The sequence below is a fragment of the Halomonas sp. A3H3 genome, assembly GCF_000982975.1.
GTDB classification, from domain to species: Bacteria; Pseudomonadota; Gammaproteobacteria; order Pseudomonadales; family Halomonadaceae; genus Vreelandella; species Vreelandella titanicae.
On record NZ_HG423343.1, the window covers coordinates 1,169,528 to 1,196,398 of the forward strand.

The window sequence follows — 26,871 nt, forward strand, 5'->3', positions numbered from 1 at the left end:
CGGGGGAGCCTTTAAGCACAAAGCCGTCGTTGGCTTCGCCCATAATCGCTTCCAGCTCCTGCTGGACGATTTTGACGAACTGCTGGCCTGGCGACAGGCTTTTGGATACTTCCTGCCCGACCGCCCGCTCGCGCACGCGTTCGATAAACTCCTTGATAACCGGCAGCGCTACGTCGGCCTCAAGCAGTGCGCGGCGTACTTCGCGCAGGGTATCTTTAATATTGTCGTCGGTCAGACGAGCCTGACCCTTAATCGACTTTAACGTCTGGGAAAGACGCTCACTTAGATTCTGGAACATGGGGCCTCTCTGCCTCCGTCACTGCCGTTGGCGCGCACGCCCTGGACTAATTAGTAAAAAGATTATACGCGCTCACGCCTTGAGTCTCCATGGGGTGCATTCAGCACACATGGCTATTTCGTACGCCCACCCTGCTGTGCGACGCCGCTTGGATTAGTTATAGTAGTTGGATAGATTCTCGTCGTAATCACACTTAATTCGTTTATTTATTCACAGCAACGCGCTGCAAGGCGCACGGATAGCATCATGCAGGCGCTCCCTTTCGCCACGATTGCTTTTGTTTTTTATGTCGCCGCTGCCATTTGGCAGGGTATGACGCTTTTTCGGCGCGTACCACCCCGCCAAGGCATGGTTCGCCTGCTTGCCGTTCTGGGCTTACTGCTGCACATTCCTGTGGTGGTCAAATTAGTCGGCCAATCCCCTGGCCTGCTGCCCGGCTTTACCACCAGCGCCACGCTACTGATGGCGGTCGCGGTGAACGTCGTGCTGGTAGCCAGCCTGTTTAAACCGGTGCTTAACGCCGGGATTGCACTTTTCCCACTGGCGGGTATTGCGCTACTCGCCGCCACTTGGCTACCCAATCAAGGCGGCCATACCGGACTTACACCGGGCATTTTGTTGCATGCGATAAGTTCAGCCCTGGCGTTTGCCGTGCTGGCCATTGCCGCCGTTCAAGCGGTGCTGGTCGGCCTGCAGAATCAGGCGCTGCGCCATCATCACATTCGCGGCATTGTGCAGTCGTTACCGCCGCTAACCACGATGGAACGGGTACTTTTTGAGCTGGTATGGGCGGGCATCATTCTATTGACGCTCTCCATCGCGAGCGGGCTTATTTTTCTGGACAACTTCTTTGCCCAGCATTTGGCGCACAAAACCGTACTCTCGCTGCTGGCCTGGGTAATCTTCACGACCCTGTTGGTTGGCCGTTATCGCTTTGGCTGGCGCGGCATGCGTGCCGTGCGCTGGACACTGGGCGGCTGCGGTCTGCTGGTGCTGGCCTACTTTGGCAGTAAGTTCATACTTGAGGTTGTACTCAACCGATAAAGGCTCAACCGCTATCGGGGCGCAACCACGCCTTTGGTTGTCTTGACACACTACTCGCTACCTTCTACAAATCGAGCCTAATTCGCCACAAAGGACTTTTCGACTTGAGCGACGACTTCCCCCTGGGGTTACTGTTCGGCCTGCTAGCCTTACTGATACTGCTTTCTGCGTTTTTCTCCAGCTCTGAAACCGGCATGATGTCGATTAACCGCTACCGCTTGAGCCATCAGGCCAACAGCGGTGACCGCAGAGCCAAACGGGTCATGCGCCTGCTCACCCGCCCAGACCGCCTGATTGGCGTTATCCTGATCGGCAACAACTTCGTCAACAACCTGGCAGCCTCAATTGCCACCATTATCGCCATTCACTTCTTCGGCGACGTATCTGGGCCTGCAATCTCTACCGCCCTATTGACCATCACGATTCTTATTTTTGCCGAAGTCACGCCGAAGACCTACGCCGCGATTAAACCCGAGCGTATCGCCTACCCCACCTCCTACGCGCTTGAGCCGCTGCTAAAGCTGCTCTATCCGCTGGTATGGCTGGTGAACGTGATGTCTAACGGCCTGCTCCGGCTCATTGGCGTTAAAAGCGTTGATAACGGGGGCGATAGCCTTACCCGTGATGAGCTGCGCACGGTGGTTCACGAGGCGGGCACGCTGATTCCCTACCGCCACCGGGCGATGCTGCTGTCGATTCTCGACCTTGAGAACGTCACCGTGAACGACATCATGGTGCCGCGCCACGAGGTGCTGGGTATCGACCTGGATGATTCGCTCGAAGATATTTTGACCCAGATTCGCACCAGCCAGCATACCCGGCTGCCGGTTTATAAAGGCGATATCAATAATATTATCGGCATGCTGCATCTGCGCAACGCTGCACGCTTTCTCTCCCGGGACGAAGTCACCAAAGCGTCTATCGTGCAGGAAGCCCGTGAGCCCTATTTCATTCCCGAGTCCACACCGCTGCATACCCAACTGCTCAATTTTCAGAAGCAGAAACGGCGCATCGGTATCGTGGTGGATGAGTACGGCGACGTAGAGGGCTTGGTCACCCTGGAGGATATTCTGGAAGAGATCGTCGGCGAGTTCACCACGGATGTCTCTGAAGATGAAGAGATTCACCAGCAGGACGACGGTAGCCACGTGATTGAAGGCACCGCCAATATTCGTGAGATTAACAAGATGCTCGGCTGGCAGCTACCTACCGATGGCCCCAAAACGCTCAACGGACTCATTCTTGAGCATCTTGAAGCCTTTCCAGAAGGCCCAGCATGCCTACAGATCGGCAATATGCGCATGGAGATTTTGGAGATCCGCGACAACCTCATTACCTCGGCGCGCTGCTGGCAAAAACTGCGGGCGCCACGCCGCTAGTCAGTGACAAGCGGGTTAACGGGGGTTGGAAAGATCCTGATCAGCCGCCGCTTTTAACGCCCTAACCCGCGCTTCAAGAAACCGCCGCAGCGCTATATCATCGGCGTCCAGGCGGTTGAGCGGTGGCCCAAAATGCAGGCTCACCGGCGCCCGAAAACGCTTAGGGCACTTCTTTAGCGCCTTGCCATCATGGTGAGAGGTCCACGACCCCCATAACCCTGCCAGCCCTGCCGGGATCACTGGCACATCGTCGCGAGCGAGAATGGCCTCTAAGCCGCGTCGGAAGGCGTGAATCTCGCCATCCGGGGTTAGTCGCCCTTCAGGAAAAACCATCACAACCTGCCCCTGGCGCAGCGCTGTGCTCACGTCATCCAGGGCGCGCCTAAGGGCGCCGGGGCTGCGTCGTTCAGACTCAATGGGAATTGCGCCAACCAGCTGAAACCACCACTTAAGCCAGGGCGAGTCAAAAATCGGCTGGTCCATCACAAAGCGTAGCGGCCGGGGGCTAGCACCACCGAGCACCAAGGCGTCCATAAAACTGACGTGGTTACACACCACCAGCGCAGCCCCCTGCTTGGGGATATGCTCACGCCCATGCACCTGAAGCCGGTAGCAGAGGCGCATCGAAACAAAAATTATCCAGCGCAGCACCTGGCGCGCCGCAGTGACCCCCGTCACGTCGCCGCCCCGCGATGGCGCAAGCCGGCCAGAATGGTGCTCATCAGCTGATCCAGCAGCTCATCTACTTTTAATTGCTGACCCTGCCAATAGCCCAATCGCTCATTAAGCCCTAGCTGGACTAACCCATGCACGCTGCCCCACAGCGTGCGCCCCAAACGGCGGGCTTCGAGATCATCCAGCGCTGGCTGGTAGGATTTAAGCGACGCTTCCACTTGGGTAAACAGCGCTTCGATCAAATCGCTCTGGCGCTGATCAAGCTCGCCTTCTTGGGCCAGCGGGTAATCAAACAGCAGTTGCCAGCGGTAACAATCCTGCTCGGCGAACCGCCAGTAGGCACGCGCCAGCGAACGTAGCCATGGCTCAGGGTCATCGTCGATCAGGCTGGTAATGGTGTGCTGTAAACGCGCCAACGTTTCCACATTGACGTGCTGCAATAAATTATTGAAGCTGCCATATAGCTTCAATAGGGTGCTGGGGGCACAGCCGACCTCTCTGGCCAGGGCACGCAGTGAGAGACCATGGACTGGCTGCTCAGCCAACCACTCATCACAAGCGTGCATGACCTGCGCATGGAGGGCATCGGGCGCATGCTGTCTAGGACGGGCCATGGCAATCTCTTAAGGTCAACGGCAAACAAGAAGGAAGCCTCACTGCGCTTTAGCGGGAGCAAGGGATAAGATAGGATACCTTACATCGAACACTGTTTTCGACACTAAAACGCTACATTTCGTGCTTTATTGCGCGCAGTCCCCCGCCATCCAGGTACACTTCCACGACGATTCTGCTTAAGGAGATAGCTATGACGGGGCGATTGCATGTGCAAAATTTACCGCTGACCCGCTTATTGCCAACGCTAGCCACTCCTGAACCGTTGATTGAGTCGCCTAATCTAGCGCCTCGTAGGCCAATCTCTGCTATTCGCTTAGAGCAGGGGCAGTACCGGCTCTCATCGCTATTCTGGGGCCTGACGCCACCCTGGCTGGAAGTGCTGGATCATGCCCCCCACTGCGCTCGGGCGGAAACCCTTGAATCACGGGCGATGTTTCGCGATGCCTTTAGCGCTCGCCGCTGCGTTATTCCGGTCAGCGGTTTCTATGTATGGAAAACCCAGCCCCGCAGCAAGCAACCCTATTTGGTGACCCAGGTATCCCGGGCGCCGCTGCTATTGGGCGCGCTATGGTGCCGTTACCACACCACGTTAACGGCGTTTACCGACTCTGCCGCACTGATCACCGTGCCCGCCAATCTGCTGTTATCGCCGTTAACCGACCGCCTGCCGGTCACTATACCCAACCATGCGTTATCCGCCTGGCTCGACCCAGACACCGATACCGAAACGCTTAATTCACTGTTAGCACCCGCACCATTGGAACTGTTGGGCGCTTTTCCGGTATCTAAACATGTCAATAATCCCGCCTACCAGTCACCGGCCTGTGCCCATCCTACCGGGTCGATGCTGCGTTGGGCTGTGTCACAGGAGCTGTAATGTTGCGATCCACTTGCATAACCCGCTGGCGTGTTTTCCCACAGTGCGCAGTGATTGGCGTTATCGCCAGCATCGCGTTAACACCACAGGCCTTCGCGGCCACCGATGACGCAGTTGCCGACGCCATTGCTGACACGGTCACCCCGATCATTAGCCCCTATGACAGCCGCGACTACCGGGTTTTGACGCTTGAGAACGGCCTCAATGTGCTGCTGGTCAGCGACCCGGAGGCGGACAAGGCGGCAGCGTCGATGAATGTGCGAGTAGGCAGCGCCCAAGATCCTGATGACCTTAAGGGGTTAGCACACTTTCTAGAGCATATGCTGTTTTTAGGCACCGAGCCCTACCCGGAATCTGATGCCTACCAGCGCTATATTTCCAATAACGCGGGCTCTCACAACGCCTTTACCGCGCAGCAGGATACCAATTACTTCTTTGATATTGAGCCCTCGGCACTGCCGGGTGCACTGGATCGTTTCAGCGAATTTTTCCTCTCGCCGCTGTTTAACGCCGACCACCTGGAGAGCGAACGCAATATCGTTCACTCGGAGTACATGGCGCGTATTCGTGATGAGTCCCGTCGCGAAAACGATGTGCTCAACCAACTGCTCAACCCTGACAACCCCACCACCGGATTTGCCGTGGGCAGCCGGAAAACCTTAGCCAGCCCGCCAGAAGGCGAGGCAACGCTACGCGAGCGGGTCATCGATTTCTATCACCAGCATTACGACGCCAATGTAATGAATCTGGCGATTGTGGCGCCACAACCGTTGAACCAGTTGGAGGAGTGGGTAGCCGAGCGCTTTGCCGATATTCCCGACAACGACTTAAGCGTGCCGACGATTGACGCGCCGCTGGTTGATTCAGACACGCTACCCCGCTATATCGAGCGCCAGTCGCTGCAGGATCGTCGACAATTACGCTTCTACTTCCCAGTACCCGACCCCACTGACGACTACCGAACAAAGCCGACCCAGGTAATCGCCCACCTGCTTGGCGATGAAGGTGAAGGTAGCCTGTTAGCGGTACTGCGCGATGCAGGACTGGCCGATGGGCTTTCCGCCGGTGTGGGGCGCGGCGATGGCAACGAAGCACTATTCACTATCTCCATCAGCCTGACGCCCGCAGGCGCCGAACGCTTGGACGATATTGAAGCCACCCTGTTTGCCGCCATTGATCAACTGCGTAATGATGGCCTCGCCGAATGGCGCTACGAAGAGCAGGCAAAACTCAATGAGCAGGCCTTCCGCTTTCAGCAGTATGGCGCCCCACAGCAGGAAGCCACTCGCCTTTCAATGAGCCTATCCCGCTACCCGGTAGAGGACGTACAGTACGCGGCCTACCGTATGGATGGCCCCGATGCAGAACGCCAGCAGGTTTATCTTGACGCGCTAACGCCGGACAACATGCTGCGCTTCTACTCAGCACCGGATATCGAAAGCGACACTGTCTCCCCTTGGTTCAATACCCAATGGGACGAGCAAGTACCCGGACAGCCGGGCCAGCCCCTGAGCGGTTTGGCACTCCCGGGGCCCAACCCCTTTATCGCCAGTGACCTGACGCTGTTGGAAGGCCAGGATGAGCGCCCCAGCCTACTGGTCGAAACACCATCGTTTACCGCTTGGCACATGCAGGATGAGCGCTTTAACACTCCCACAGTTGAGTGGCGGGTCAGTCTGCAAAGCCCCACCGCCAGCTACTCCGCCCATGAAGCAGTGCTCACTCGGCTACTCGCCAGCTGGCTTAACGACAGTTTGAATGAATCCCTCTACCCAGCGTGGTTGGCAGGGCAGTCGTTTAGCGCTTATCCCCACGCCAGGGGCATAACACTATCGTTCTCAGGCTGGCGTGATGGCCAAACCCCGCTGATTGAACAAGCCCTAGAGCAATTAGAGAGCGCAGAAATCACCGACAGTGCTTTCGAGCGGGTGCGTTATCAGCTGCAGCGCGAGTGGCGTAACGCACCCCAGGCGTCACTCTACGGTCAAGCTAGCCGCACGCTGGGCGAAGCTTTACTCACACCACAGTGGTCTACCGCTGAGCTACTTGCCGCCAGCGAGCGCTTTGACAGTGGTCACCTGGAAGATTTTCGCCAGCGCTTTCTAGATAACCTGTACGTCGATGCCATGGCGGTGGGCAACCTGGACGCTGACCTGGCACGTGAACAAACACAGCTGATGCGTGCCAGGCTAAAACCGCGGTTAAACCGCGATGATATTGCTAACCTCACCCCACTTGCAGCAAGTGATGAGCACAGCGTGCTGCACCCTCACAGCTCTCGGGATGAGTCCTTGGTTCTGCGCTATCTGCAAGGCCGCGATCAGACGCCAGAGGAACAAGCCACCACCGCGGTGATCGCCCAGTGGCTGGAAACACCGTTCTACCAGCAACTGCGCACCGAGCAGCAGCTCGGCTACATCGTGAATGCCGGCTATTCGCCGCTGCTCGAAGCGCCAGGGGTTGCCCTTATGGTGCAATCACCCGACGTAGACAGCGGCACCATCGCCGAACGCATGGATGTGTTTCTTGATGAGGCTAACCAGCGCCTTGAACAACTCAGCGACGCTGACTTAGCACCTTATCGCCAGGCTGTTCACGACCAGTTACGCCAACGCGATACCAGCCTTGCGGGCATGGCCAACCGCTATTGGCAAGCCACCGCGTTGGAAGATGTGCGCTTTGATCGCCGCGACCAACTGGCCGAACTAGTGCTGAACGTTAGCCTTGAGGATATTAAGGCCCTATGGCCATCGTTGCGCGAGCACACCCTGGATATTCGCTTTAATCCGGGCGACGAACCCAGCGATGTCAGCGATTATCGTGAAGAGCGCTCACCCCTGCCCAAAGTGCGTGATGACAATGCGTAAAGAGAACTCCCTACAGGAGTGACCTAAACGGGTACCGGCTCAGGCGTCAAAGGCTTGAGCCGGCATCATGGCTTCCACGAACATCACCAGCTCTTCCAAAATCTGCCGCTCGCGATCAGTAAGGGTTTGCTGATTGTACTGAGCGATTTCCCGCGCAAACGCCTTGAGGGTAAAGCCCGCCAGGGCCGGATCATTGATCCGCATCCAACGAAACGCTTCCCACTGCTCGCGCTCTTCGCCTTCCAACGTGTCGGGGTAACTGCGTGCACGAAAGCGAAACAACATCTCTTCCAAGCGCGGATCCTGAAACGCAAAGCGCTGCCCTACCAAATCCCACGGCTCCATCTCTCGCACCCGCTCCATCTGCTGACGGTCAGCAGCCGAGAAGAAACTGCCTGAGTAGAGCATTAGATCAGGGTCTTGTGGCGCATCGTCGTAGCCTGCACTAAACACCTCTGCGATCTTAGCGGCAACACCGCTGGCATCACGCAGGGCTTTCCAGTGCTGCCGACAAGCCGCCACATCCAAGCCTAAGCGCGCAACGATGGTGCCATATTCACCCTGCTGAGGCCCCTCAACATCTTTCAAAGCACTGGCGGGAAACACCACCGGGCAACGGTTGATATGAATCACCTTCAGCGGAATACGCGCCTCGCCTTCGGATAAATCCTGCTGACTGACAAACACGCGCTCACGAATCTGCTCCGCCGACATACTCAGCATATCGCTGGGATCAACGCTCAAATCGTAAACGATCACCCCATTAGGATTTGTCGGGTGTTCGGCCAGCGGCATGACTAACGCACTACAGCCCCGGCTGGCGGGATAACGACGGGAGATATGCAGCAGCGGTTTGGCGTTGGGCAGGTCCAACTGCTTAGCCACCGCGCGCTTACCACGCAGACCGAGCAAATAGTCGAACAGCTTCGCATTGCGCGCCTTGAGCAAGCGGGCCAACGCGATCGTGGCCCGTACATCAGCTACCGCATCGTGGGCACCCTCATGGGCAATGCCGTTAGCTGCAGTTAAGTGCTCAAGCTTGAAGCTGGGTGCGCCGTCTTCGCGCAGCGGCCACTCAATGCCATCAGGACGCAGCGCATAAAAGGCGCGCACAACATCGATTAAATCCCAACGGGAATTGCCGTTTTGCCACTCACGGGAATAAGGGTCGAGCAAATTGCGGTAAAACAGATGGCGGGAGACTTCGTCATCAAAACGCAGGCTGTTGTAACCCACCACGCAGGTGCCCGGCTCACTCATATGGCGCTGAATCTCGCCCGCGAATTCTGCTTCGGGTAGACCATGGCGTTGGGCTTTTTGAGGCGTAATGCCGGTGATCAAACAGGCGGTAGGATGAGGCAGGTAATCATCGGCGGGCTTGCAGTAGAGCTCGATCGGCTCACCGAGCTCGTTCAAGTCAGCATCAGTGCGCAGGGCTGCGAACTGTGCGGGCCGATCGCGACGCGGATCCGCCCCGAAGGTTTCATAGTCATGCCATAGAAAACTGGCAGGGGCAGCATTGGGTGGCGCCATGAACAATCACTCCGCTGGGCAGTTAAAAGCCCAAGCCTAGCACACCCGCCACCCCTTTCGCCGCGTCTTCAGCGCTTAGGGTTAGCTTTTGGGGAGCGTAACGTTTAGTTCAAGCACTGAGCAGTTGTCTTCGCTGTCCAAGGAAATTTGAATGGCGTCGTCATCCACATGGACGTAGCGACGGATCACCTCAAGCAACTCGCGCTCAAGCATCGGCATATAGTCGGGCTGCCCGCGCTGGCTACGCTGATGCGCCACAATAATTTGCAAACGTTCTTTGGCTACCGAGGCGGATTTTCTGCGCTCACGCTTCAAGAACTCAAGCAGTTTCATCGACGACCTCCCCCGAACATACGGCTGAGCAGGCCTTTGCGTTGCATTTCATGAAAACGCAGCGGCATGTCTTCGCCGAGCAGGCGCGATACCGTATCGCTGTACGCTTGGCCCGCATCGCTGGAGATATCGTGGGTGACGGGCACGCCCTGATTAGAGGCACGCAGCACGGCCTCAGACTCAGGAATCAAGCCGAGCAGGTTAATCGCCAAAATTTCGCGGATATCGTCGAGCGTCAGCATATCGCCTGAGGTCACACGCTCGGGATTATAGCGGGTCACCAACAGGTGCTCTTTGATAGGGTCTTCGCCCTGTTCGGCACGTCGGGTTTTAGAAGCCAGCAGCCCCAAAATACGGTCAGAGTCACGCACTGACGAGACTTCCGGGTTGGTGACCACAATCGCCTCGTCGGCAAAGTACATGGCCAACTGCGCACCACGCTCAATACCGGCGGGTGAATCGCAAAGAATGAAATCGAAATCTTCTTTCAATTTCTCCAGAATCTCCGCGACCCCCTCTAGGGTCAAGGCATCTTTATCACGGGTTTGAGAAGCTGGCAAAATAAACAGATTCTCGACGCGCTTATCACGAATCAGCGCTTGGTTAAGCCCCGCTTCACCTTGAATCACATTGACTAAGTCATACACCACGCGTCGTTCGCAGCCCATGATCAGGTCGAGATTCCGCAGGCCCACATCAAAATCGATTACGACTGTTTTTTTACCGCGCAGCGCAAGCCCCGTAGAGATGGCTGCCGCGCTAGTGGTTTTACCGACCCCTCCTTTACCAGAGGTCACTACAATTATCTTGGCCAAGAGTCACTTCCTTCTTGAAGTCGTTCATCGCGAGCGCGAGTCAGCCGGCGCTCTGCGCATAACGGGAACGTCAATGTCATCAACATGCCATACTGTAACGGATAGCGCCTTCGGCGTCGCTAGGCATGAAGCACCAACGCAGCCTCATACAAATACCTTAGCTCAGTGGCTTAATTTCAAGCTGTTCTTTTGTAAAGTGAACTTCCGCGGGTCGCCCCAGAAGCTGTGCATCAATATCTTCAGAGCGTTTGTAATTACCTGCCACTGAAAGCAGTTCAGCCTCCAATTCGCGGCAGTAAATACCCGCTTGGATATTGCCATGAATACCCGCCAACGCACGGCCACGCAGCGCGCCATAAACATGAATACTGCCAGCGGCCAGCACTTCTGCACCGGCATTCACCGCCCCAATCACCACTAAATCTCCATCAGAGGCGCTTACTTGCTGCCCCGACCGCACGGTACCGCGATAAAGCCGCGTAGCGAGCGTTGGCGCTTCCGCCTCACTTACTGCCTCCTCACGGGAGACTTCTTGCACTGGCGAATTACTGACACTTTCAAGCCCCCGGGCACGGCCCTCTGCCACTGGTGGAAACCACCCCAACCCCAGCGCCCAGGACGATTGGCGCACCGGCTCGGTGCCACCGCGTACGGCCACCGGCAACAGCTTGTGGTCACGGCACACAGCACAAATGCGTTCAAGGGCTAAGTGGGGTTCATCGAGTTTTTCCACGCTGAGCACAACCGGTGTATGCTGAAAGAAAGCAGGAGACTGGGAGAATTTGCCAGCCAACTGCTGCCGGATTTGCTCCGGATCAGCACTACTTAGCTCCATGACGGTCATCGGCAACATGCCCCCTTTGAAGGTAAAGGCCACTACGGCACTATCCACGTTAAGGCTCATGGCCGAACTCCCCGTCATGTTCAGATAAGATAAAGGTAGCGTACTATCACGCATTTCGTCGTCTAGAAACACTGTAGTCTAAAAACAGTGTGGTCTAGAAGCAGTGTGGCCTAGAAAATAGACGTTTATCACACCATAGTAAGGCCAAGCTAAGCGACAGCGCCGGTGACTGCAACCACTGAGCCGCTTTTTTCATGCTACGCATTTCATACTAGCAGGATGATTCATGCACGGACTGTTAAGACGACTGTTCGCACCTCGGTGGCAGCACCCTGACCCCGAGGTGCGCCGTCAGGCCCTCCAGCGATTGAACCCTGAGCAAGCAGAGCAGCGCCAAGCGCTGCAGTCGCTCACTCAAGATAGCGACAGCCAGATTCGCCTAGCCGCGCTGCTAGCCCTGGATGACTGCGCAGGCCTGGTCGACGCTTACTCGCACCACCAGCAGGATGAGGCCTGGTTCAATGCTATTTGCCAACGGCTCAGCGGGCGTGAAGGCCATACCGACTTGCACCAACGCCAATCCTTGGTGGAACAGATCGAAGAGCCGCGGGTACTGAGCGCGGTGGCCCTGCAGGGTGACAACCTGAATCTACGCTTGACCGCACTGAGCAAGCTGGGCGATGAAAATGATCTGATTCATCAAGCTTGCCACAACGGCGTGGCCGCCGTTCGCCATCAGGCTGCCGAACGCATTGAGGGCGAAGAGGGGCTAAAACGGTTATTAAAAGAGGCCCGCCGCGACCGCCAAGTGGTGCGTCTGGCACGGGAACGCCTCAACCGCTTGCGTAGCGACGCCCAGTGGCTAGAAGCAGAAGCGCAGCAACGCGAAACGCTCCTGAATCAATTAGAGCAGCACGCCCGTGCGCCTTGGGAACCCCTCTATGGCGGCCGCTTTCGCCACCTTGAACGGCAGTGGGAACAGTTGAACCAGCCGCCAAGCGTGGAGCAAGAGCAGCGCTTTCATCAAGCGGTGCTCAATTGCCGCAAGACGCTTCACGACCACGAAACCCAGGAGCAGGCGCGCCAGCAGAGCGACGAGCGCCGTGAAGAAGCCGAAAACACCCGCGAACAGCTGCTTGAAGGCATCGAAGAAACCCTTGATGGCCTGCGCCACGCCTCAGCCATGACCGTGCAGGATATCGACAGCCTGCGCGCCCAGCGCCAACTATTAGGCCAACGCTGGCAGGCGCTTTCTGATATCCATCCGCCCAGTGAGACCATGCGCCAGCGCTACACGTTGGCGATTCATCACTACGACCAGTGCTTAGAGGCATGGCAGCGCTGGTGCGCGGCAAGCGCCCCCATCGAAACCGCATTGGCCAACGGCGACCACGCTACCCTCGCCACGCTGATGAGCGAATGCCAATGGCCGGATGCCTTAACGCCGCCCGCGCTGCTCGGCCGTGCCCAAGCGGCCCTCAACGCTGAAAACACTACGCCCTCGCAGCCGACAGAAGACAACGCCTCCCTAAAAGCACATGGCGCAGAACTCGACACCTTTGAGCACTTGTTAGAGCGCGGCGCCTTTAAAAGTGCCAGCCGTCTGCATCAGCGGCTAAAGCCGCGCATTGAAGCGCTGGAAAGCCCAGCCGCTCAACCGCTCAAAACGCGCTTAAAGCACTTAGCCGCCCGGCTCGCGGAATTACGCGATTGGCGGGGGTTTGTCGCCGGGCCAAAGCGCGAGCAGCTATGTGACAGCATCGAAACCCTCGCGAATGACCGCCATATGGCAGAAGAAGCACTTGACCGCCACCATCGCCAACTGGTCAAAGAGTGGAAATCACTGGGAGATGCGGCGGCTAACCGCGAACAGTCTGCTCGTTTTCGCAGCGCCTCGGATCGCATCCACGAACGTCTCGCCCCTTGGCGAGACCAGCTCAGCGAAGAGCGTGAGGCAAACCTTCAAGCCCGCGAAGCGCTGTGCGATCAGTTGGAAAACCTGCTGGCTCAGCCCGCCGAAGACGCCGACCCCGATGTGCTACGGCAAATCCGCGACAAAGCGCGCCACCAGTGGCGACACTACAGCCCCGTTCCCCGTGAACGCTCCGAGTCCGTTGGGCGGCGCTTTGGTGTCATTCGCCATCAGCTACAGGCGTTGATCGATCAGCGCGCTGAAACTATCGCCGCGCAAAAACGGGATCTGATCAGCCAGGTGAGCGCGCTGCGCAGCGACGAAAGCCAACCTCTTGCACAGCGCATTCACTTGACCAAACAGCTGCAGCAGCAGTGGCGGGCCCTGGGCCGGGCACCCAAAGGCGAAGAGCAAACGCTGTGGAAAACCTTCCGCCACGAATGTGATCAACTCTTTGCCCAGCGCGATGCGCATAAAACTGAGCAGGTAGCGCGCCAGCAACAGCATCTTGATGAGATGCAAGCCCTCATCGACGAAATGGATAGCTGGCAGCCGATTGAGGCGAGTGAGTCGGCCACGTTGGAGCGCTTTATCGAACAAGCCAATCAACTTGAGCCGTTGCCACGCAATCGGCGCAGCGAAGGCATGCAGCGGCGGATGAGTGGCATCGTGCGTGCGCGCAGAGAACGCTTAAACCGTCTGGCGGTTGCCGATACAGTTCAACAGTGGCATGCGATCATGCCATTAGTGAGCGCTCACTTGACTGCCGACCAGCGCTACCTCGACGAAGGGATCCCAAGCAACGTGGACGCACAAGCGGCTCTCGGCACTTCACTGCCTACCGCCTTTAATGAGGCGCATAACGCACGCAATCAACAGCGCCATAGCGTAGCGGTACCGCTATCAGACGCTGATCACACTCGCATCGCCGACTCCCTCGCCAGACTGAGAGTGCACCTCTCGATGCTGGCCGTGGGTAGCGTGCGGCAGAGCGATGAGCCGCTGCGCTTGGCGATTCAGGTAGAGCGTTTGAATGAAGGCTTCAATCAAGAGCGCAGCCGTGATCAAGAAGTGATCAACATCTTGGTCGCGCTATTGGCGCTAGGGCCAATGCCAGCCACGCTATGGGACACTGAAGTAGAAGAGCTGGATAACCTGCTTAGCCGACTAGCGCGAGTCCCGCTACCTTAAGCGTTAGCAAGAAAACGGGAGGCTTATAGCCTCCCGTTTGCGCTCTCCTCTTGGGCTAATCACTAGCCCATAAACTGACCACCGTTGATATCGATGTTCGCACCGGTGATAAATCCTGACTCCTTATCGGCTAAGAAGGTAACCAGTCGACCAATCTCCTCTGGCGTGCCGTAGCGCTTCACCGGGATTGTTTCCCGGATTGCTTCGCGCACTTTTTCTGGAATATTCATGATCATATCGGTGGCGATATAGCCAGGCGATACGGTATTGACGGTAATCCCTTTGGTCGCTGTTTCCTGTGCCAGCGACATGGTCAAGCCATGCATACCGGCTTTCGCCGCCGCGTAGTTGACCTGGCCAAACTGACCTTTACGACCGTTGATGGATGAAATATTAATAATTCGACCATAGCCATTCTCAAGCATCATCTCAATGACACTTCGGCAGGTGTTAAAAACGCTGTTGAGGTTGGTATCAATCACTTCGTACCACTGCTCGTAAGACATTTTTTTCATGGTGCCATCACGGGTGATCCCCGCACAGTTCACCAGCACACTAATCGGGCCATACTGGTCGTGGATTTGACGGGCTCCTTCCAGGCAGGCGTTGTGGTCAGAAAGGTCGACACCCGACAATTCGATATTGCGATAACCGTCGGCGTGCTGCGTTTCTAGCCAGGTCTTAGCCTTGTCGGGGTTGCGATAACCCGCCACGACCAGATATCCCGCATCTGCCAACGAACGACAAATTGCCGTACCGATACCACCAGTTCCACCAGTTACCCAGGCGACGGGGGCTTGATTGGCCATTGACTACCTCCCTGAAATGACAAATGGCTTGGATCTCAAAGCACGCACATCGCGCCGCAAGCCATTGTGAATAAGCGCGACTGCGCCTGTATTACCCTAGTGCATAATTTTCTTGAACAATGCACCAACGTAAGCTTTTTGTTATGGCTATATAAAGCATAGCTGCACTTACCCCATGTTGCCGCAGGTCATAATCAACGGCTATAAGCCAAACGTGTTAATCACCCTATTGACTTCACCTAAAACTTCTGTAAAATACGCCACACGTTGATGCGGGGTGGAGCAGTCTGGTAGCTCGTCGGGCTCATAACCCGAAGGTCATCGGTTCAAATCCGGTCCCCGCTACCAATATTTTGAGAGGCAGATCAGTCACTTACTGATCTGCCTTTTTTGTTGCCCGCTTTTTCAAATTCCTCTGTGCCCACTTTGTGCCCACACCGTGCCCAATATTTTCATTGCCCCTGAAGATCAAAAATTTGCATGACCTTCAGGCACCTGACGGCAAATTCCTACCTCACCATTAATTTCCATACTACGTTCTTAGTCGGACAATGGCGTAGATCTATCTTTAGCCTCCTTGATATGAGTTACCAGCTGCTCGATCTCACAATCAAAGTAGTCGCAGAGCTTATCTAGGTTATCCGTCACCGTACTATGCCCTGGATGGTTGATGATCTTAGACAACGTCATCCGATTAATACCCGTTTCTTTTGCTATCTCGCCTATCGTAATCCTGCGCCGTTCTTCAAATTCTTTCTCCGCAATCAGCTCTTTTAAGTGATACCGAATCATCTCTTTGCCCAATATGATCATTAAAATTATCAAAAAGGTGTTGAAATAATCATTTGATCGTTTATATTTATAATCGAACGATTAAAAATATTATCAAATGATCACTTGATCGAGGAGATAGTCTCATGGCCTGCACTTTTTTGACAACAGAAGAGCTAGCATCACTTATCAAGTACGATGCGCGTACTATCCGCCAGCAACTCAAAGATAGTGTGCTCATTGAAGGCACTCATTACATCCGCCCCTTTGGGCGTCGGAAAATCCTTTATATCTGGGAAACTATTCAGGAAGAAATGCTGAAAGCGACCCCTCGTGAGCAAGCAATCGCCATTCCAATGGCGAACGGAGGCGTATGCCATGGGTAAGGTTCGCGTCCGCCAAGAGAGCAAAAAGCTTTTTATCGACTTCAGGTATGACGGGCAACGTTTTCGTGAACAAACGCTTCTAGACGACAACGCAAAAAATCGTAAGCAGTTGGAGCAGCTTTTACAGCGCATGGAAGCAAAAATGCTGCTCGGCGAATTCAATTATGCAGAATTCTTTCCTAATAGCAGCAACTTGCAGAAATTGAAGACTTGTCAGCCTACCAATACAGCTAAACCTCAAGTTGTCAGCGATTTAGACACACCGCTCTTTAATGATTTTTCTAATCAGTGGTTCGACGAGAGCAAAATCCAGTGGCGTGCTTCCCACGTCCGCAATGTGAGTTCGATCTTGGATAGCTCGCTGAAGCCAACTTTTGGGAAAAAGCCCATCGGAGAAATCACCAAGGCCGACATCATGGCGTTCCGCGCTAAGCTCGCTAAACGCAGGGGCCGCGGTATCACAGGGTTTGTGTCGCCTAAAACGATCAACAGCCATATGTCCATTTTGCGTATGGTGCTCGATGAGGCGGCCGAGCGTTTCGATTTTGAGACGCCGTACAAAAACATTAAGCCGTTAAAGCTACAGAAGACGCACATCGAGCCGTTTTCACTACACGAGGTGCAACGCATCATCGATAACGTCCGCGCAGACTATTGCAACTATTACACAGTGCGGTTCTTTACCGGCATGCGCACCGGTGAAGTCGATGGGTTGAAGTGGAAAAACATTGATTTTGCTAAGCGGGAAATCTTAGTGCGCGAAACATTGATCAATGGTGAAACGGAATACACCAAGACCGATGGATCGCAACGAGAAATCCCCATGTTCGGACAGGTGTATGACGCCCTCAAAACGCAGTACGCCGCCACTGGGCACATGAGCAAGTACGTGTTCTGCAATCAGATGGGACAGCCGCTTGATCACAATAACGTGACGAAGCGCGTGTGGTATCCCTTGCTCAAGTCTCTTGGGCTGACCAAACGCCGTCCTTATCAAACACGCCATACTGCCGCGACACTCTTTTTGGCATCTGGCGAAAACCCAGAATGGGTAGCGCGCATGCTGGGTCACAGTTCAACCGAAATGCTGTTCAAGGTCTATTCGCGTTACGTCCCCAATGCCACCCGTATGGATGGCTCTGCCTTTGAGCGTTTGTTAGGCAACACCACGCCCACTAAGCCCCAGAAGGAGCAGCATCATGAAACGGCTTGATAACGCCCCTACGCACCTGTCTCGCACCTTCACGGGCACTTATCGCCTTACTGGGCGCGTGGTGGAGTTTGATAGCGTGAAAACGCCCTTCTTAAAACTGCGGTTGAGCGATTGCGTGGGGGATCAAGTCGCGATGCTCAACCTGAACAAAACGCTTATACCTGAGCGCATCGGTCATTTGGATTTTGTCACCGCCTCTGGAGTGAAGTGCTTATCAGGCCAGTTTTTACTTGATGAGTTTCGCAAGGCGACCCGAGAGGAAGTAAATTCGCTTGATACACTGCAGTCGTTGCCGCGGGTGTATTGCCCAGTACCAACGGTATTCGATCAGTTAGTCACGACCGTGCAGTCGCTTCAATCAGAGCACCTCCGGGCGTTTTTGACGCGGGTACTGGAACGCAAGGATCGTCTTGAAGCTTTTTTGAATGCACCCGCCAGCGTGACGTATCACCACGCTTATCCGGGGGGTCTGTTAGAGCACTCACTGGACGTTGCTAATAATGCCGTGGCAATGCTGCGTCTTAACGAGCCAGCCATCCCGCGCCTGATGCAGGAGACATGCTTTGTGGCGGGGTTATTGCACGATATTGGGAAGACCTATACCTACGATTCTAAAGGCAAACCAAACGCCGCCTGGAAGCTTTGCAGCCACGATGCCTTTACCTTGGAAGCCTGCGCCTATGGGCTGGCGTATTTGGATAAGCACGCGCCTGACCTTGCCATCATGCTGCGGCATATTTGGACATGCGCGTCACCGGGCGCGCGCTACGGCCAGAAAGCAGCCATAACACTCGCTCGTTATATTCGTGATGCCGACGGGCAAAGTGCAATGGCCGATAACCAAATGCGAGCATTTCGTACCAAAAACCAGTGGGGCTTTGGCCGCCTGGGTCAAAACCTTTTCTGGCGACCTGAGATACCAGCTTTGCAGCCTCAGCCTCGATAGCGCTACACATGCCATCACTTTAATGCCGCCAACGCTGTCGTGTGGCGGTTTTTTTATGCTTTTTCGTTAAACCAAAGCTCTAGCACTCATGTTATTTGGTGACACATTAACGCTTGGCTGACACCCTCTCTTGATAGCATTAGACTGCTTTCCTAAATAAGGCTAGTCGAAGTGCCTTTTCAAACTTAAGTAGACAGGGGCGTGCATGGACGTTTTCGAGTTTAGGAACCAGCTAGTAAACGATTATCGCGATTTCACTCGGTCGTTCATTCAGCCCAAAGCATCAGACATCATCACTTTCCTAGATAGCGAGTATGACGGCGGCCACTACTGGCCATCACCACTTATTCAGATCAACCCAGCTTATGTCACGGAAGGCACTGTCGAAACACTGGTTAATCAAAAAGTTTTACATCCAGCTACAGCCAACATATTTCGCTTTGGAAAAAGCAAACAATCCCATGGCACACCAGCATCGTTGTATAAGCATCAGCGTCAGGCAGTTGATTGCTGCCTAAGGCTAGAGCCCTACGTATTAACAACCGGCACAGGCTCTGGCAAATCATTGGCGTACTTCATTCCAATGATAGATGCGATCCTTAAAGACAAAGAGCAGGACGCAACACCGCGAGTCCGCTCGATTGTTATTTATCCCATGAATGCGTTGGCCAATAGCCAACGAGAAGAGCTAGAGAAATTTTTAGCTGACTTCCCTGATGATAAGCCTCCGGTGACCTACGCACGCTACACAGGCCAGGAAAGCCAGGAGGAGCGCGAACGGATCATGCAGGATCCGCCCGATATTATCCTCACCAACTATATGATGCTTGAACTGCTGATGACTCGGCAGAGTGAGCGCGACAAAGCCGTGATTCGTCACTCTCAAGGGCTGCAGTTTTTAGTATTAGATGAGCTGCATACCTACCGCGGAAGACAAGGTGCGGATGTTGCTATGCTGGTTCGCCGCGTGCGTGAACGCATGAATCCGGATCTCACTTGTATTGGCACGTCCGCGACGATGGCAACAGAAGGTACTAGAGATGAACGACGCTCTAAAGTTGCTGAAGTAGCGAGCAAGATGTTTGGCCAAACAGTTCCGCCGGGCAATGTGATTGGAGAAACCCTGCAACGCCAAATCCCAGGAAACATGCCAGCCTCTGAAGCATTGGCAAATGCTCTTAACAACCCGCCACCGGCCAATGCTAGCTTTGAATATCTTAGAGAACACCCCATTGCCGCTTGGGTTGAGCTCACACTTGGGATTATGAAGGACGAAGGAGAGTTGGTTCGAGCCAAACCCAAATCATTGGGCGAAGCCGCTGAGCTCTTAGGCAAACAATCAGGTATAGAGGTCTCAATCTGCCAAGACTACTTGGCGCGCTTCCTGCTACTTGCCTACCAAGCAAGAGATATCAACGACAAACCTCTCTTTGCTTTTCGCCTACACCAATTTATTTCTGGCGCTGGCAACCTCTATGCCACGCTTGAAGCACCAGGAAAGCGGCGCCTGGATTTACATGGGCAACGCTTTGTCCCTGGTGAACGCCACAAGCGTTTTTACACGGTGCATTTTTGTCGTGGTTGCGGTCAGGAGTATTACCCAGTCTGGCATGAAGTTGACGTGGAAACAGGTTCGCTTGGTTTCCAACCTCGTGATATCAAAGAAACCGCTAGTGGTGACAGCGAAACCTCTTACGGGTTCTTAATGCTGAACCACTGGAATGAAGAGGATTACCCCGAAAACTGGCTAGATTTCAAAAAAGACCCACCTAAGCTCAAACCACACTACAAGAAATTCCGTCCACAAGAAGTGCATGTACTGCCTGATGGGTCGCAAGGGCAGAGTGGTGAACGAGGCTTTTATATACCAGGCGGCTTTCGCTTTTGCCTTTCATGCGGTCAATCTCACGTTGCTGGTCGAGACTGGACGCGCCTTGGGTCTCTATCAGCTGAAGGCCGTAGCTCCGCGACGACGACACTGACGCTATCTTCACTGCGTTATTTGCTAGGCGCCGAAAACGATCTTGCTGACGAAGCACGCAAGCTCTTGGGTTTCAGCGATAACCGTCAGGATGCTGCGCTTCAGGCCGGTCACTTCAATGACTTTATGCAGATTCTACTGGTACGCGCTGGCGTTTTGGCCTCGCTAGGCGACAACAGTAACAGCGTGCTCTCAGATCAGGATCTAGCCCAGCACGTTTTTCATGCATTAGGCTTGGATAGTAAAGATCCTGCTATTAGGGCTGACTTCCTCTCTAATCCAAATGCTCGTGCACCGCATGCCAGACGCGGTGCCGAAGAAGCCATGCGTAATGTCCTTGGTTATCGCGCTTATCACGATTTGCGCCGTGGCTGGCGCTATACCGTACCCAACCTAGAGCAGGTAGGACTGCTACAAATTGAATACGGTGGCCTGGATGAACTTAGCGAGCTCCAGGAACTCTGGAATGATGCCCCGCCGATGCTAGCGCAAGCAGACCCCAAAATACGTTTTCATGTGACAAAACTAGTGCTGGATGTCATGCGGAAAAATCTCTGTATACGCACGCGATATCTTGATCAGGAAGAACAGGAGAAGTTCGTCAACGCCGCCTACACACATCTAACGGAAAAATGGCAGCCAGGTGACGTGCGCGATATGGCAAAAGCCAACCACGCTATCACTGGCAGTCGACCAAAAGGGCGTGAACTAGATTTAATTTCACTTGGCAGCCGTTCTCGCCTCGCCCAAGAGCTAAAAAAGCCCGCTAGTTGGGGTAACGGGCCATTTGAGCCGCTAGATGATAAAAGTTGGCCTCCCTTCATCGACGCGATACTGAAAGCGCTGTGCGAGTATGGCTTGATTGAAGTTGAAAATGTCGATAAGGAGCTGGTCGGCTATCAGCTGATTGGGGAAGCACTGATTTGGCGTCGCGGGTCTGGTGAGCCAGAGCGCGACCCATTAGCACCAGCCACCAGTCAAAACCCCTATTTCACTGAGCTTTACCAAGCGGTGGCACAAAGTCTCGCACATCAACACCATGACTGGTTCCAGTTCATGGCACACGAACACACAGCCCAAGTAGACCCAGAGGACCGAGAAGAGCGTGAGCGCGATTTCCGTAGCGGTGATCTACGCGTAATGTTCTGCTCACCTACGATGGAGCTCGGTGTCGACATTAGCTCACTGAATACTGTTTACCTCCGCAATGTCCCGCCAACACCTGCCAACTATGCACAACGCAGCGGTCGTGCAGGACGCTCAGGCCAACCTGCTCTAGTCGTGACTTACTGTGCCGCGCAAAGCCCTCATGACCAGTATTTCTTCCGTGACCCAAGACGTATGGTTCATGGCCAAGTAACACCGCCCATGCTGGATCTCGCCAATGAAGAGCTAGTTAGCAGCCACCTTTATGCGACTTGGCTGGCCGAAACCGGTGTTAGGCTGCCCGCCGGTATCAATGAACTCATTGATGTAACGAAAGAGGAGATGCCGTTAGGAGACGACTATGCCAACCCGCTAAGCAAAACGGAAGCGCTAAAAGGCGCTCAGCAGCGGGGTGCTCAGCTAATGCGCTTAATCGGAAATGATTTAGCCCCTGCTCAGGGCGTATGGCTTCCAGATAATAAGCCCCTGGAAACCGCTGCTGCTGACTGGGCTGATCAGCAGCTTAACAAGGCCATGGGAGCTTTTGATGGTTGTTTCAACCGATGGCGTGAGCTTTACACGTCGACGCTTAATCAGATTGAAGAAGCTTCTAAGTTGATGACCCAGCCTGGTAGCAGCAAGCGAGAACGTGAGGTCGCAAAAAGACGCTTCGACGAAGGCTCGATCCAGCTCAACTTGCTACAAGACAACAGCAAACGACAATCCGATTTTGAAACGTATCGCTACCTGGCAGGTCAAGGCTTTCTTCCTGGATATAATTTTCCACGTTTACCTCTGGCTGCCTTCATTCCTGGCACACGCAAGAACCGCAGGGAGACACAAAGTCGCGTGCTCTCACGCCCACGTTTTCTAGCGATTGCCGAGTTTGGCCCACTGAGCCTAATCTATCACGAAGGACAACAATATCGTGTCAAACGCGTCATTCTGGGTGCTGTAAAGCAACAACAAATTAACGAAGCAAGGCTTCCAGAACAGCAAGTCCGCCTTTGCCCACATTGTGGTTATGGCCACTTCAGCGAACAACTCAACTTGGATTTGTGCGTTGCCTGTCAAACACCACTGGCAGAAGCGAAACACGTCCACAACCTGTTTCGTATTGAAAATGTGGCAACTCGCCCGGTGACGCGTATCACGTGTGATGAAGAAGAGCGCATGCGTCAGGGGTATGATTTACGCACGACACTGCAATATCCCGAAGAGAATGGGCAGCTTAAAGTAGTACGAAGCGAAATGCGTCATCAAGATGACGTGCTCGCCGAGATGGAGTACGCCCAGCAATGTCATATTTGGCGAATCAACTTAGGGTGGAAACGGCGCAAAAATACCGCAATAGACGGCTTTATGATCGACCCCATCAACGGCAACTGGCTCAAGGACGAAGAACAACAAGCCGCTGATGATGAAGAGGCAGACATGCCAGTCAACCAACGTCAGCGCATTTCGCCCTATGTCGCTGACCGCCGCAACGCCCTAGTGATTCGCCCGCGCCTAGATATGTCATCGACAACAGCAGCGACACTACAATACGCGCTAAAACGCGGTATCGAGCTCAACTTCCAGTTGGAAGAGAGTGAGTTGATGGCGGAACCTCTTCCCAGTCAGCATGAGCGCAATGCCCTGATGTTTTACGAAGCAGCCGAGGGGGGAGCAGGCGTATTAACGCGACTAGCCACCGATGTCGCCGCCTGGCGAAAAGTCGCTCTCACTGCCCTGGAGCTGATGCATTGGAAGGGACAAGATGAAAGCAAACCCTGGCACAGACTACCACTGAAACAATGGGTTAATGCGGATGAGAGCTGTGAAGCTGGATGCTACCGCTGCATCCTGAGCTACTACAACCAGCCTGACCATGAAAACATCGATCGCAAAGACTCTCTCGCGTTGGAGTGGCTTGCCAAGCTAACTGGCCTTGACCTCAACGTAGGAGCTGGGGGGAAACCAGCTGCTGAGCAGAAAGCGCGACTAAAACGCGCCAGTGGTAGCAGCCTTGAGCATGCTTGGCTTGAGGCATTGAACACTTATCAGCTACACCAGCCGGATTCAGCGCAACCGCTGTTAGAAGCCTATGGAGTACGACCGGACTTCGCTTATCGAGAAAGCCGTGCACTAATTTTTGTCGATGGCCCTCATCACGATACGTCACAGCGCAGCATGATCGATCAACAACAATCGCAAGATCTCGAAGATGCTGGTTTTTTGGTAATCCGCTTCCCGAAAGAAACACAGCGCTGGCCTGCCATCTTTACGCAACACCCGGATGTTTTCGGCAGCATGCCTGCCTCTGATAAAAATACTAAGGAGAGCACTTCATGAATGCGCCTGTCACACAAACAGATTTTACCCCTGGCAGTATTGTCAAGGCGCGGGGCCGTGAATGGATCGTGCTCCCTGAGTCCAGCGACACCGACCTTTACCTACGCCCACTTGGTAGCGGTGATGATGACAAAGTGCGCTTGCTAACAGCACTGGAAAACGTCGAAGCGGCATTATTCCCACCGCCTTCTCCTGAAGAAGCGCGAGAGGGTAATCGCCAAGCAGGTTTACTGTTGCGCGACTCACTACTTCTCAAACTACGTGCTGGTGCTGGCCCCTTCCGCGCAATCGGTAATCTTGCCTTTGAACCCCGCGCCTACCAGCTAGTGCCTTTGCTGATGGCACTTCGCCAACCTATAGTCCGCTTGCTCATCGCGGATGACGTCGGTATTGGTAAAACGATCGAAGCAGGTCTCATTCTGCGTGAACTGATCGACCGCGGCGAAATACAAGGCTTCACTGTGCTTTGCCCGCCGCACCTTTGCGAGCAGTGGCAAGAAGAATTGGCCGAAAAATTTCATCTTCGCCCAGAAATAGTCAGCCGCCACTCTGCGGCGCGCCTGGAACGGGGGCTTTTACAGAGCGAGTCACTCTTCCAGCAGTATCCCTTTACTGTCGTCAGCTTGGACTACATCAAGTCCGACCGGCGCCGTGACGAATTCCTCAATAGCTGCCCCGACTTTGTCATCGTCGATGAAGCCCACACTTGCGTTCAAAGCAGCGCACAATCTCGCCACCAGCGTCATGCATTGCTACAAGGCCTGGCAGAGAATCAAGCCCGCCACATGCTGCTACTGACCGCCACGCCACATAGTGGGGATGATCAAGCTTTCCGCAGCCTACTTGGCCTCTTAAAGCCTGAGTTTGCCCAACTAGAACGGTTGGATGATACTCGCAACCCACTGAGGCAGCAGCTAGCCAATCACCTCGTACAACGCCGCCGCCAGGATATTGCCGAGTGGCGTGATAACACTCAGTTCCCTGAGCGCAGCGTCGGCGAAACGGCTTATCAGATGCAGGGTGAATGGCAAGCATTGTTCCAGGACGTGGTGGATTACGCCCGTGAGCTAGTCGATCGTGCCGAAAGACTGGATCACGTTAGCCAACGCCTACACTGGTGGGCCGCATTAGCGCTGCTGCGCTGCATTTCATCTTCACCGGCAGCAGCAGTGCGCACGCTCAAAAACCGTATTCATAACTCGCAAAAAGAGAGCATTACAATTAGCGAGCTGGATAACCAAGCGAACCGCACAATTCTCGATAGTAGCGATGACACTCAGGACGACTTGGAGCCTGATGCTCATCTTGAAGATATCCCGCTGCTGGAAAGCTTTTTAAAGCGCGCGACAGATTTACATGGGCCAAAAAAAGATCCAAAGCTGAAACAGCTCATCACCACTCTGACGCCCATGCTTAAAGAGGGGTATCGACCGGTCGTTTTCTGCCGCTACATTGCCACCGCGCAATACGTAGCAGAAGAGCTGCATAAGCGTTTTCCATCGCACAGCGTTGGTTGCGTAACGGGGGAGCTACACCCAGCCGAGCGTGAAGAGCGTGTTCTGGAGCTTACTCAAGCCCAAGGCTCTGCATTGCTGGTAGCCACGGACTGTCTTTCTGAAGGCATCAACTTACAAGACGCTTTTGATGCGGTGATTCACTACGACTTAGCTTGGAACCCCACCCGTCATGAACAGCGCGAGGGCCGTGTTGACCGCTTTGGCCAACGTTCCCCTACCGTGAAAGCACTGATGCTCTATGGCGATAATAACCCTGTCGACGGTGCCGTACTCCGCGTGATCCTGCGCAAGGCCGAGACCATTCGCAAGGCGCTTGGGGTCAGCGTTCCCATGCCAGAAGATGAAAACCGCATCACTCAGGCCATTATGCAAACAGTGCTACTAACCCGCGGCGCGGACAGCGGAATGAGCCAAATGGGGCTTGGCTTTGATGAACCCTCGCACAGCGTCGACGACCTTGCCAACCACGTGGACGTTACCTGGGAAAGCGCACTGAATAAAGCCAAACGCAATCGTACCATTTTCGCCCAACAGGCCATCAGCCCAGAGGAGGTGCTACCGGAATGGCAACGCATGCAAGAGGTGTTGGGAAGCCAACAGGACGTGGAACGCTTCATCAAGCAATCCCTAAGCGCGCTGCGAGCACCACTATCAGAACAAGCAGATGGTCGCTACCACCTTAGTTGGGACGCGTTACCCCGCGCCATTAGCCAGCGCTTAGAAAGCCACGGCATCACAAACCTGAGGGATATCGGTTTTGCCATGCCGTTACCCCGGGGCACTTCCTACATTCATCGCAGTCACCCACTGGTTACCGTATTAGCTGATGAACTTGCCGAACGAGCGTTGGAAGCAAGCGATAGTGAAATTGAACGCCCCGCACGTCGAGCAGGCGCCATTACCACCGCTCATGTCAAAGAGCGCGTCGTGATTGCCCTGCTTCGCATGCGCACCAATCTCACGCTAGTAAGAGAAGGCACACGCCGCGAGATGCTAGCGGAAGAAGCTGTAACGGTGGTTCTGGAAGGCCAACATCCTCCTCGTTCTCTCACCACCCAAGAGGCTGTCGATTGGTTTGCCCTTGAGGCCACACAGAATACCCCCCCAGCAGTGCGTGAGCGTGCCGTTAGCAACGCACTAAAGCACTTAGATACCCATCAAAAGGCACTTGATCACATCGGGCAAGAGCACGGTCAACAGTTACTCAAGGATCACCGTCGTGTCCGTGACGCCGAACGTCACGGCCGCGGTTCATTCGAGGTCAAACCGCAGCTACCTATTGATGTATTAGGTATTTATGTGCTGATGCCGGAGGTCGCATTTTGACATACGAACGCAATAAACCGGCTGTCCGCCAAATCCGTTTGACCAACATGCAGGAGCTT

19 protein-coding genes and 1 tRNA gene are annotated in these 26,871 nt (G+C 54.6%); 11 read left to right on the forward strand and 9 right to left on the reverse strand.

Features of this window, described 5'->3' with window-relative positions:
• A partial coding sequence (locus HALA3H3_RS05120; protein WP_199105050.1) for a signal recognition particle receptor subunit alpha occupies window positions 1-298 on the reverse strand: 298 nt, incomplete at its 3' end.
• Between the two features lie 246 nt (window positions 299-544).
• Between HALA3H3_RS05120 and HALA3H3_RS05125 the strand changes: the two genes are divergently transcribed.
• A complete protein-coding gene (locus HALA3H3_RS05125) occupies window positions 545-1,342 on the forward strand; it encodes a cytochrome C assembly family protein (protein ID WP_022520235.1) in 798 nt (265 codons plus the stop codon).
• A gap of 104 nt (window positions 1,343-1,446) precedes the next feature.
• The gene (locus HALA3H3_RS05130; RefSeq protein ID WP_022520236.1) at window positions 1,447-2,721 is read left to right on the forward strand and encodes an HlyC/CorC family transporter; all 1,275 of its coding nucleotides are present in this window, start codon (window positions 1,447-1,449) and stop codon (window positions 2,719-2,721) included.
• Window positions 2,722-2,736: 15 nt separating this feature from the next.
• Here HALA3H3_RS05130 and HALA3H3_RS05135 read toward each other — a convergent pair whose 3' ends face one another.
• Both HALA3H3_RS05135 and HALA3H3_RS05140 read right to left on the reverse strand, forming a co-directional pair.
• The gene (locus HALA3H3_RS05135) at window positions 2,737-3,345 is read right to left on the reverse strand and encodes a 1-acyl-sn-glycerol-3-phosphate acyltransferase (protein ID WP_241254355.1); all 609 of its coding nucleotides are present in this window, start codon (window positions 3,343-3,345) and stop codon (window positions 2,737-2,739) included.
• Window positions 3,346-3,395: 50 nt separating this feature from the next.
• Complete coding sequence (locus HALA3H3_RS05140) at window positions 3,396-4,010, reverse strand: TetR/AcrR family transcriptional regulator (protein WP_022520238.1); 615 nt, start codon at window positions 4,008-4,010, stop codon at window positions 3,396-3,398.
• A 191-nt stretch (window positions 4,011-4,201) separates the two neighbouring features.
• Here HALA3H3_RS05140 and HALA3H3_RS05145 point away from each other — a divergent pair, with 191 nt between their 5' ends.
• Together HALA3H3_RS05145 and HALA3H3_RS05150 are read left to right on the forward strand one after the other, a co-directional pair.
• Window positions 4,202-4,888 (forward strand): SOS response-associated peptidase, encoded by a 687-nt coding sequence (locus HALA3H3_RS05145; protein WP_022520239.1) that lies wholly within the window; start codon window positions 4,202-4,204, stop codon window positions 4,886-4,888.
• Window positions 4,888-7,755 carry an insulinase family protein gene (locus tag HALA3H3_RS05150; protein ID WP_022520240.1) on the forward strand — a complete coding sequence of 956 codons (2,868 nt, stop codon included), beginning with the start codon at window positions 4,888-4,890 and terminating at the stop codon, window positions 7,753-7,755. Before HALA3H3_RS05145 ends, HALA3H3_RS05150 begins: the two co-directional genes overlap by 1 nt.
• Before the next feature lie 39 nt (window positions 7,756-7,794).
• Here HALA3H3_RS05150 and sbcB read toward each other — a convergent pair whose 3' ends face one another.
• The 4 genes from sbcB to minC form a co-directional block, all read right to left on the reverse strand.
• Window positions 7,795-9,288, reverse strand: a complete 1,494-nt coding sequence (gene sbcB / locus HALA3H3_RS05155; protein ID WP_022520241.1) for an exodeoxyribonuclease I — start codon at window positions 9,286-9,288, stop codon at window positions 7,795-7,797.
• Between the two features lie 81 nt (window positions 9,289-9,369).
• Complete coding sequence (gene minE / locus HALA3H3_RS05160) at window positions 9,370-9,621, reverse strand: cell division topological specificity factor MinE (RefSeq protein WP_007111776.1); 252 nt, start codon at window positions 9,619-9,621, stop codon at window positions 9,370-9,372.
• Entirely contained in the window at window positions 9,618-10,436 is an 819-nt protein-coding gene (gene minD / locus HALA3H3_RS05165; protein WP_022520242.1) for a septum site-determining protein MinD, read from the reverse strand. Before minD ends, minE begins: the two co-directional genes overlap by 4 nt.
• Before the next feature lie 157 nt (window positions 10,437-10,593).
• Window positions 10,594-11,340: a septum site-determining protein MinC gene (gene minC, locus HALA3H3_RS05170; protein WP_022520243.1), complete on the reverse strand. Its 747-nt coding sequence runs from the start codon at window positions 11,338-11,340 to the stop codon at window positions 10,594-10,596.
• A 226-nt stretch (window positions 11,341-11,566) separates the two neighbouring features.
• Between minC and HALA3H3_RS05175 the strand changes: the two genes are divergently transcribed.
• On the forward strand, window positions 11,567-14,383 hold the full coding sequence (locus tag HALA3H3_RS05175) for a DUF349 domain-containing protein (RefSeq protein ID WP_022520244.1): 2,817 nt from the start codon (window positions 11,567-11,569) through the stop codon (window positions 14,381-14,383).
• Between the two features lie 62 nt (window positions 14,384-14,445).
• Here HALA3H3_RS05175 and phbB read toward each other — a convergent pair whose 3' ends face one another.
• A complete protein-coding gene (phbB, locus tag HALA3H3_RS05180; RefSeq protein ID WP_022520245.1) occupies window positions 14,446-15,192 on the reverse strand; it encodes an acetoacetyl-CoA reductase in 747 nt (248 codons plus the stop codon).
• A 271-nt stretch (window positions 15,193-15,463) separates the two neighbouring features.
• On the opposite strand from phbB, the gene HALA3H3_RS05185 reads away from it, so the two are divergent.
• Window positions 15,464-15,540 (forward strand) — tRNA-Met (locus HALA3H3_RS05185).
• Window positions 15,541-15,732: 192 nt separating this feature from the next.
• On the opposite strand, the gene HALA3H3_RS05190 is transcribed toward HALA3H3_RS05185, so the two are convergent.
• Window positions 15,733-16,005 (reverse strand): helix-turn-helix domain-containing protein, encoded by a 273-nt coding sequence (locus tag HALA3H3_RS05190; RefSeq protein ID WP_022520246.1) that lies wholly within the window; start codon window positions 16,003-16,005, stop codon window positions 15,733-15,735.
• A 104-nt stretch (window positions 16,006-16,109) separates the two neighbouring features.
• Between HALA3H3_RS05190 and HALA3H3_RS05195 the strand changes: the two genes are divergently transcribed.
• From HALA3H3_RS05195 to HALA3H3_RS05215, 5 genes are all read left to right on the forward strand, one after another.
• Window positions 16,110-16,349 carry a hypothetical protein gene (locus tag HALA3H3_RS05195; protein WP_022520247.1) on the forward strand — a complete coding sequence of 80 codons (240 nt, stop codon included), beginning with the start codon at window positions 16,110-16,112 and terminating at the stop codon, window positions 16,347-16,349.
• The gene (locus HALA3H3_RS05200; protein WP_022520248.1) at window positions 16,342-17,562 is read left to right on the forward strand and encodes a tyrosine-type recombinase/integrase; all 1,221 of its coding nucleotides are present in this window, start codon (window positions 16,342-16,344) and stop codon (window positions 17,560-17,562) included. Before HALA3H3_RS05195 ends, HALA3H3_RS05200 begins: the two co-directional genes overlap by 8 nt.
• Window positions 17,549-18,508: a TraI domain-containing protein gene (locus HALA3H3_RS05205; protein WP_022520249.1), complete on the forward strand. Its 960-nt coding sequence runs from the start codon at window positions 17,549-17,551 to the stop codon at window positions 18,506-18,508. The genes HALA3H3_RS05200 and HALA3H3_RS05205 overlap by 14 nt, the downstream gene beginning before the upstream one ends.
• A 205-nt stretch (window positions 18,509-18,713) precedes the next feature.
• Window positions 18,714-23,969 carry a DEAD/DEAH box helicase gene (locus HALA3H3_RS05210; RefSeq protein WP_022520250.1) on the forward strand — a complete coding sequence of 1,752 codons (5,256 nt, stop codon included), beginning with the start codon at window positions 18,714-18,716 and terminating at the stop codon, window positions 23,967-23,969.
• The gene (locus tag HALA3H3_RS05215; protein WP_022520251.1) at window positions 23,966-26,812 is read left to right on the forward strand and encodes a helicase-related protein; all 2,847 of its coding nucleotides are present in this window, start codon (window positions 23,966-23,968) and stop codon (window positions 26,810-26,812) included. The genes HALA3H3_RS05210 and HALA3H3_RS05215 overlap by 4 nt, the downstream gene beginning before the upstream one ends.
• Window positions 26,813-26,871: the final 59 nt, after the last annotated feature.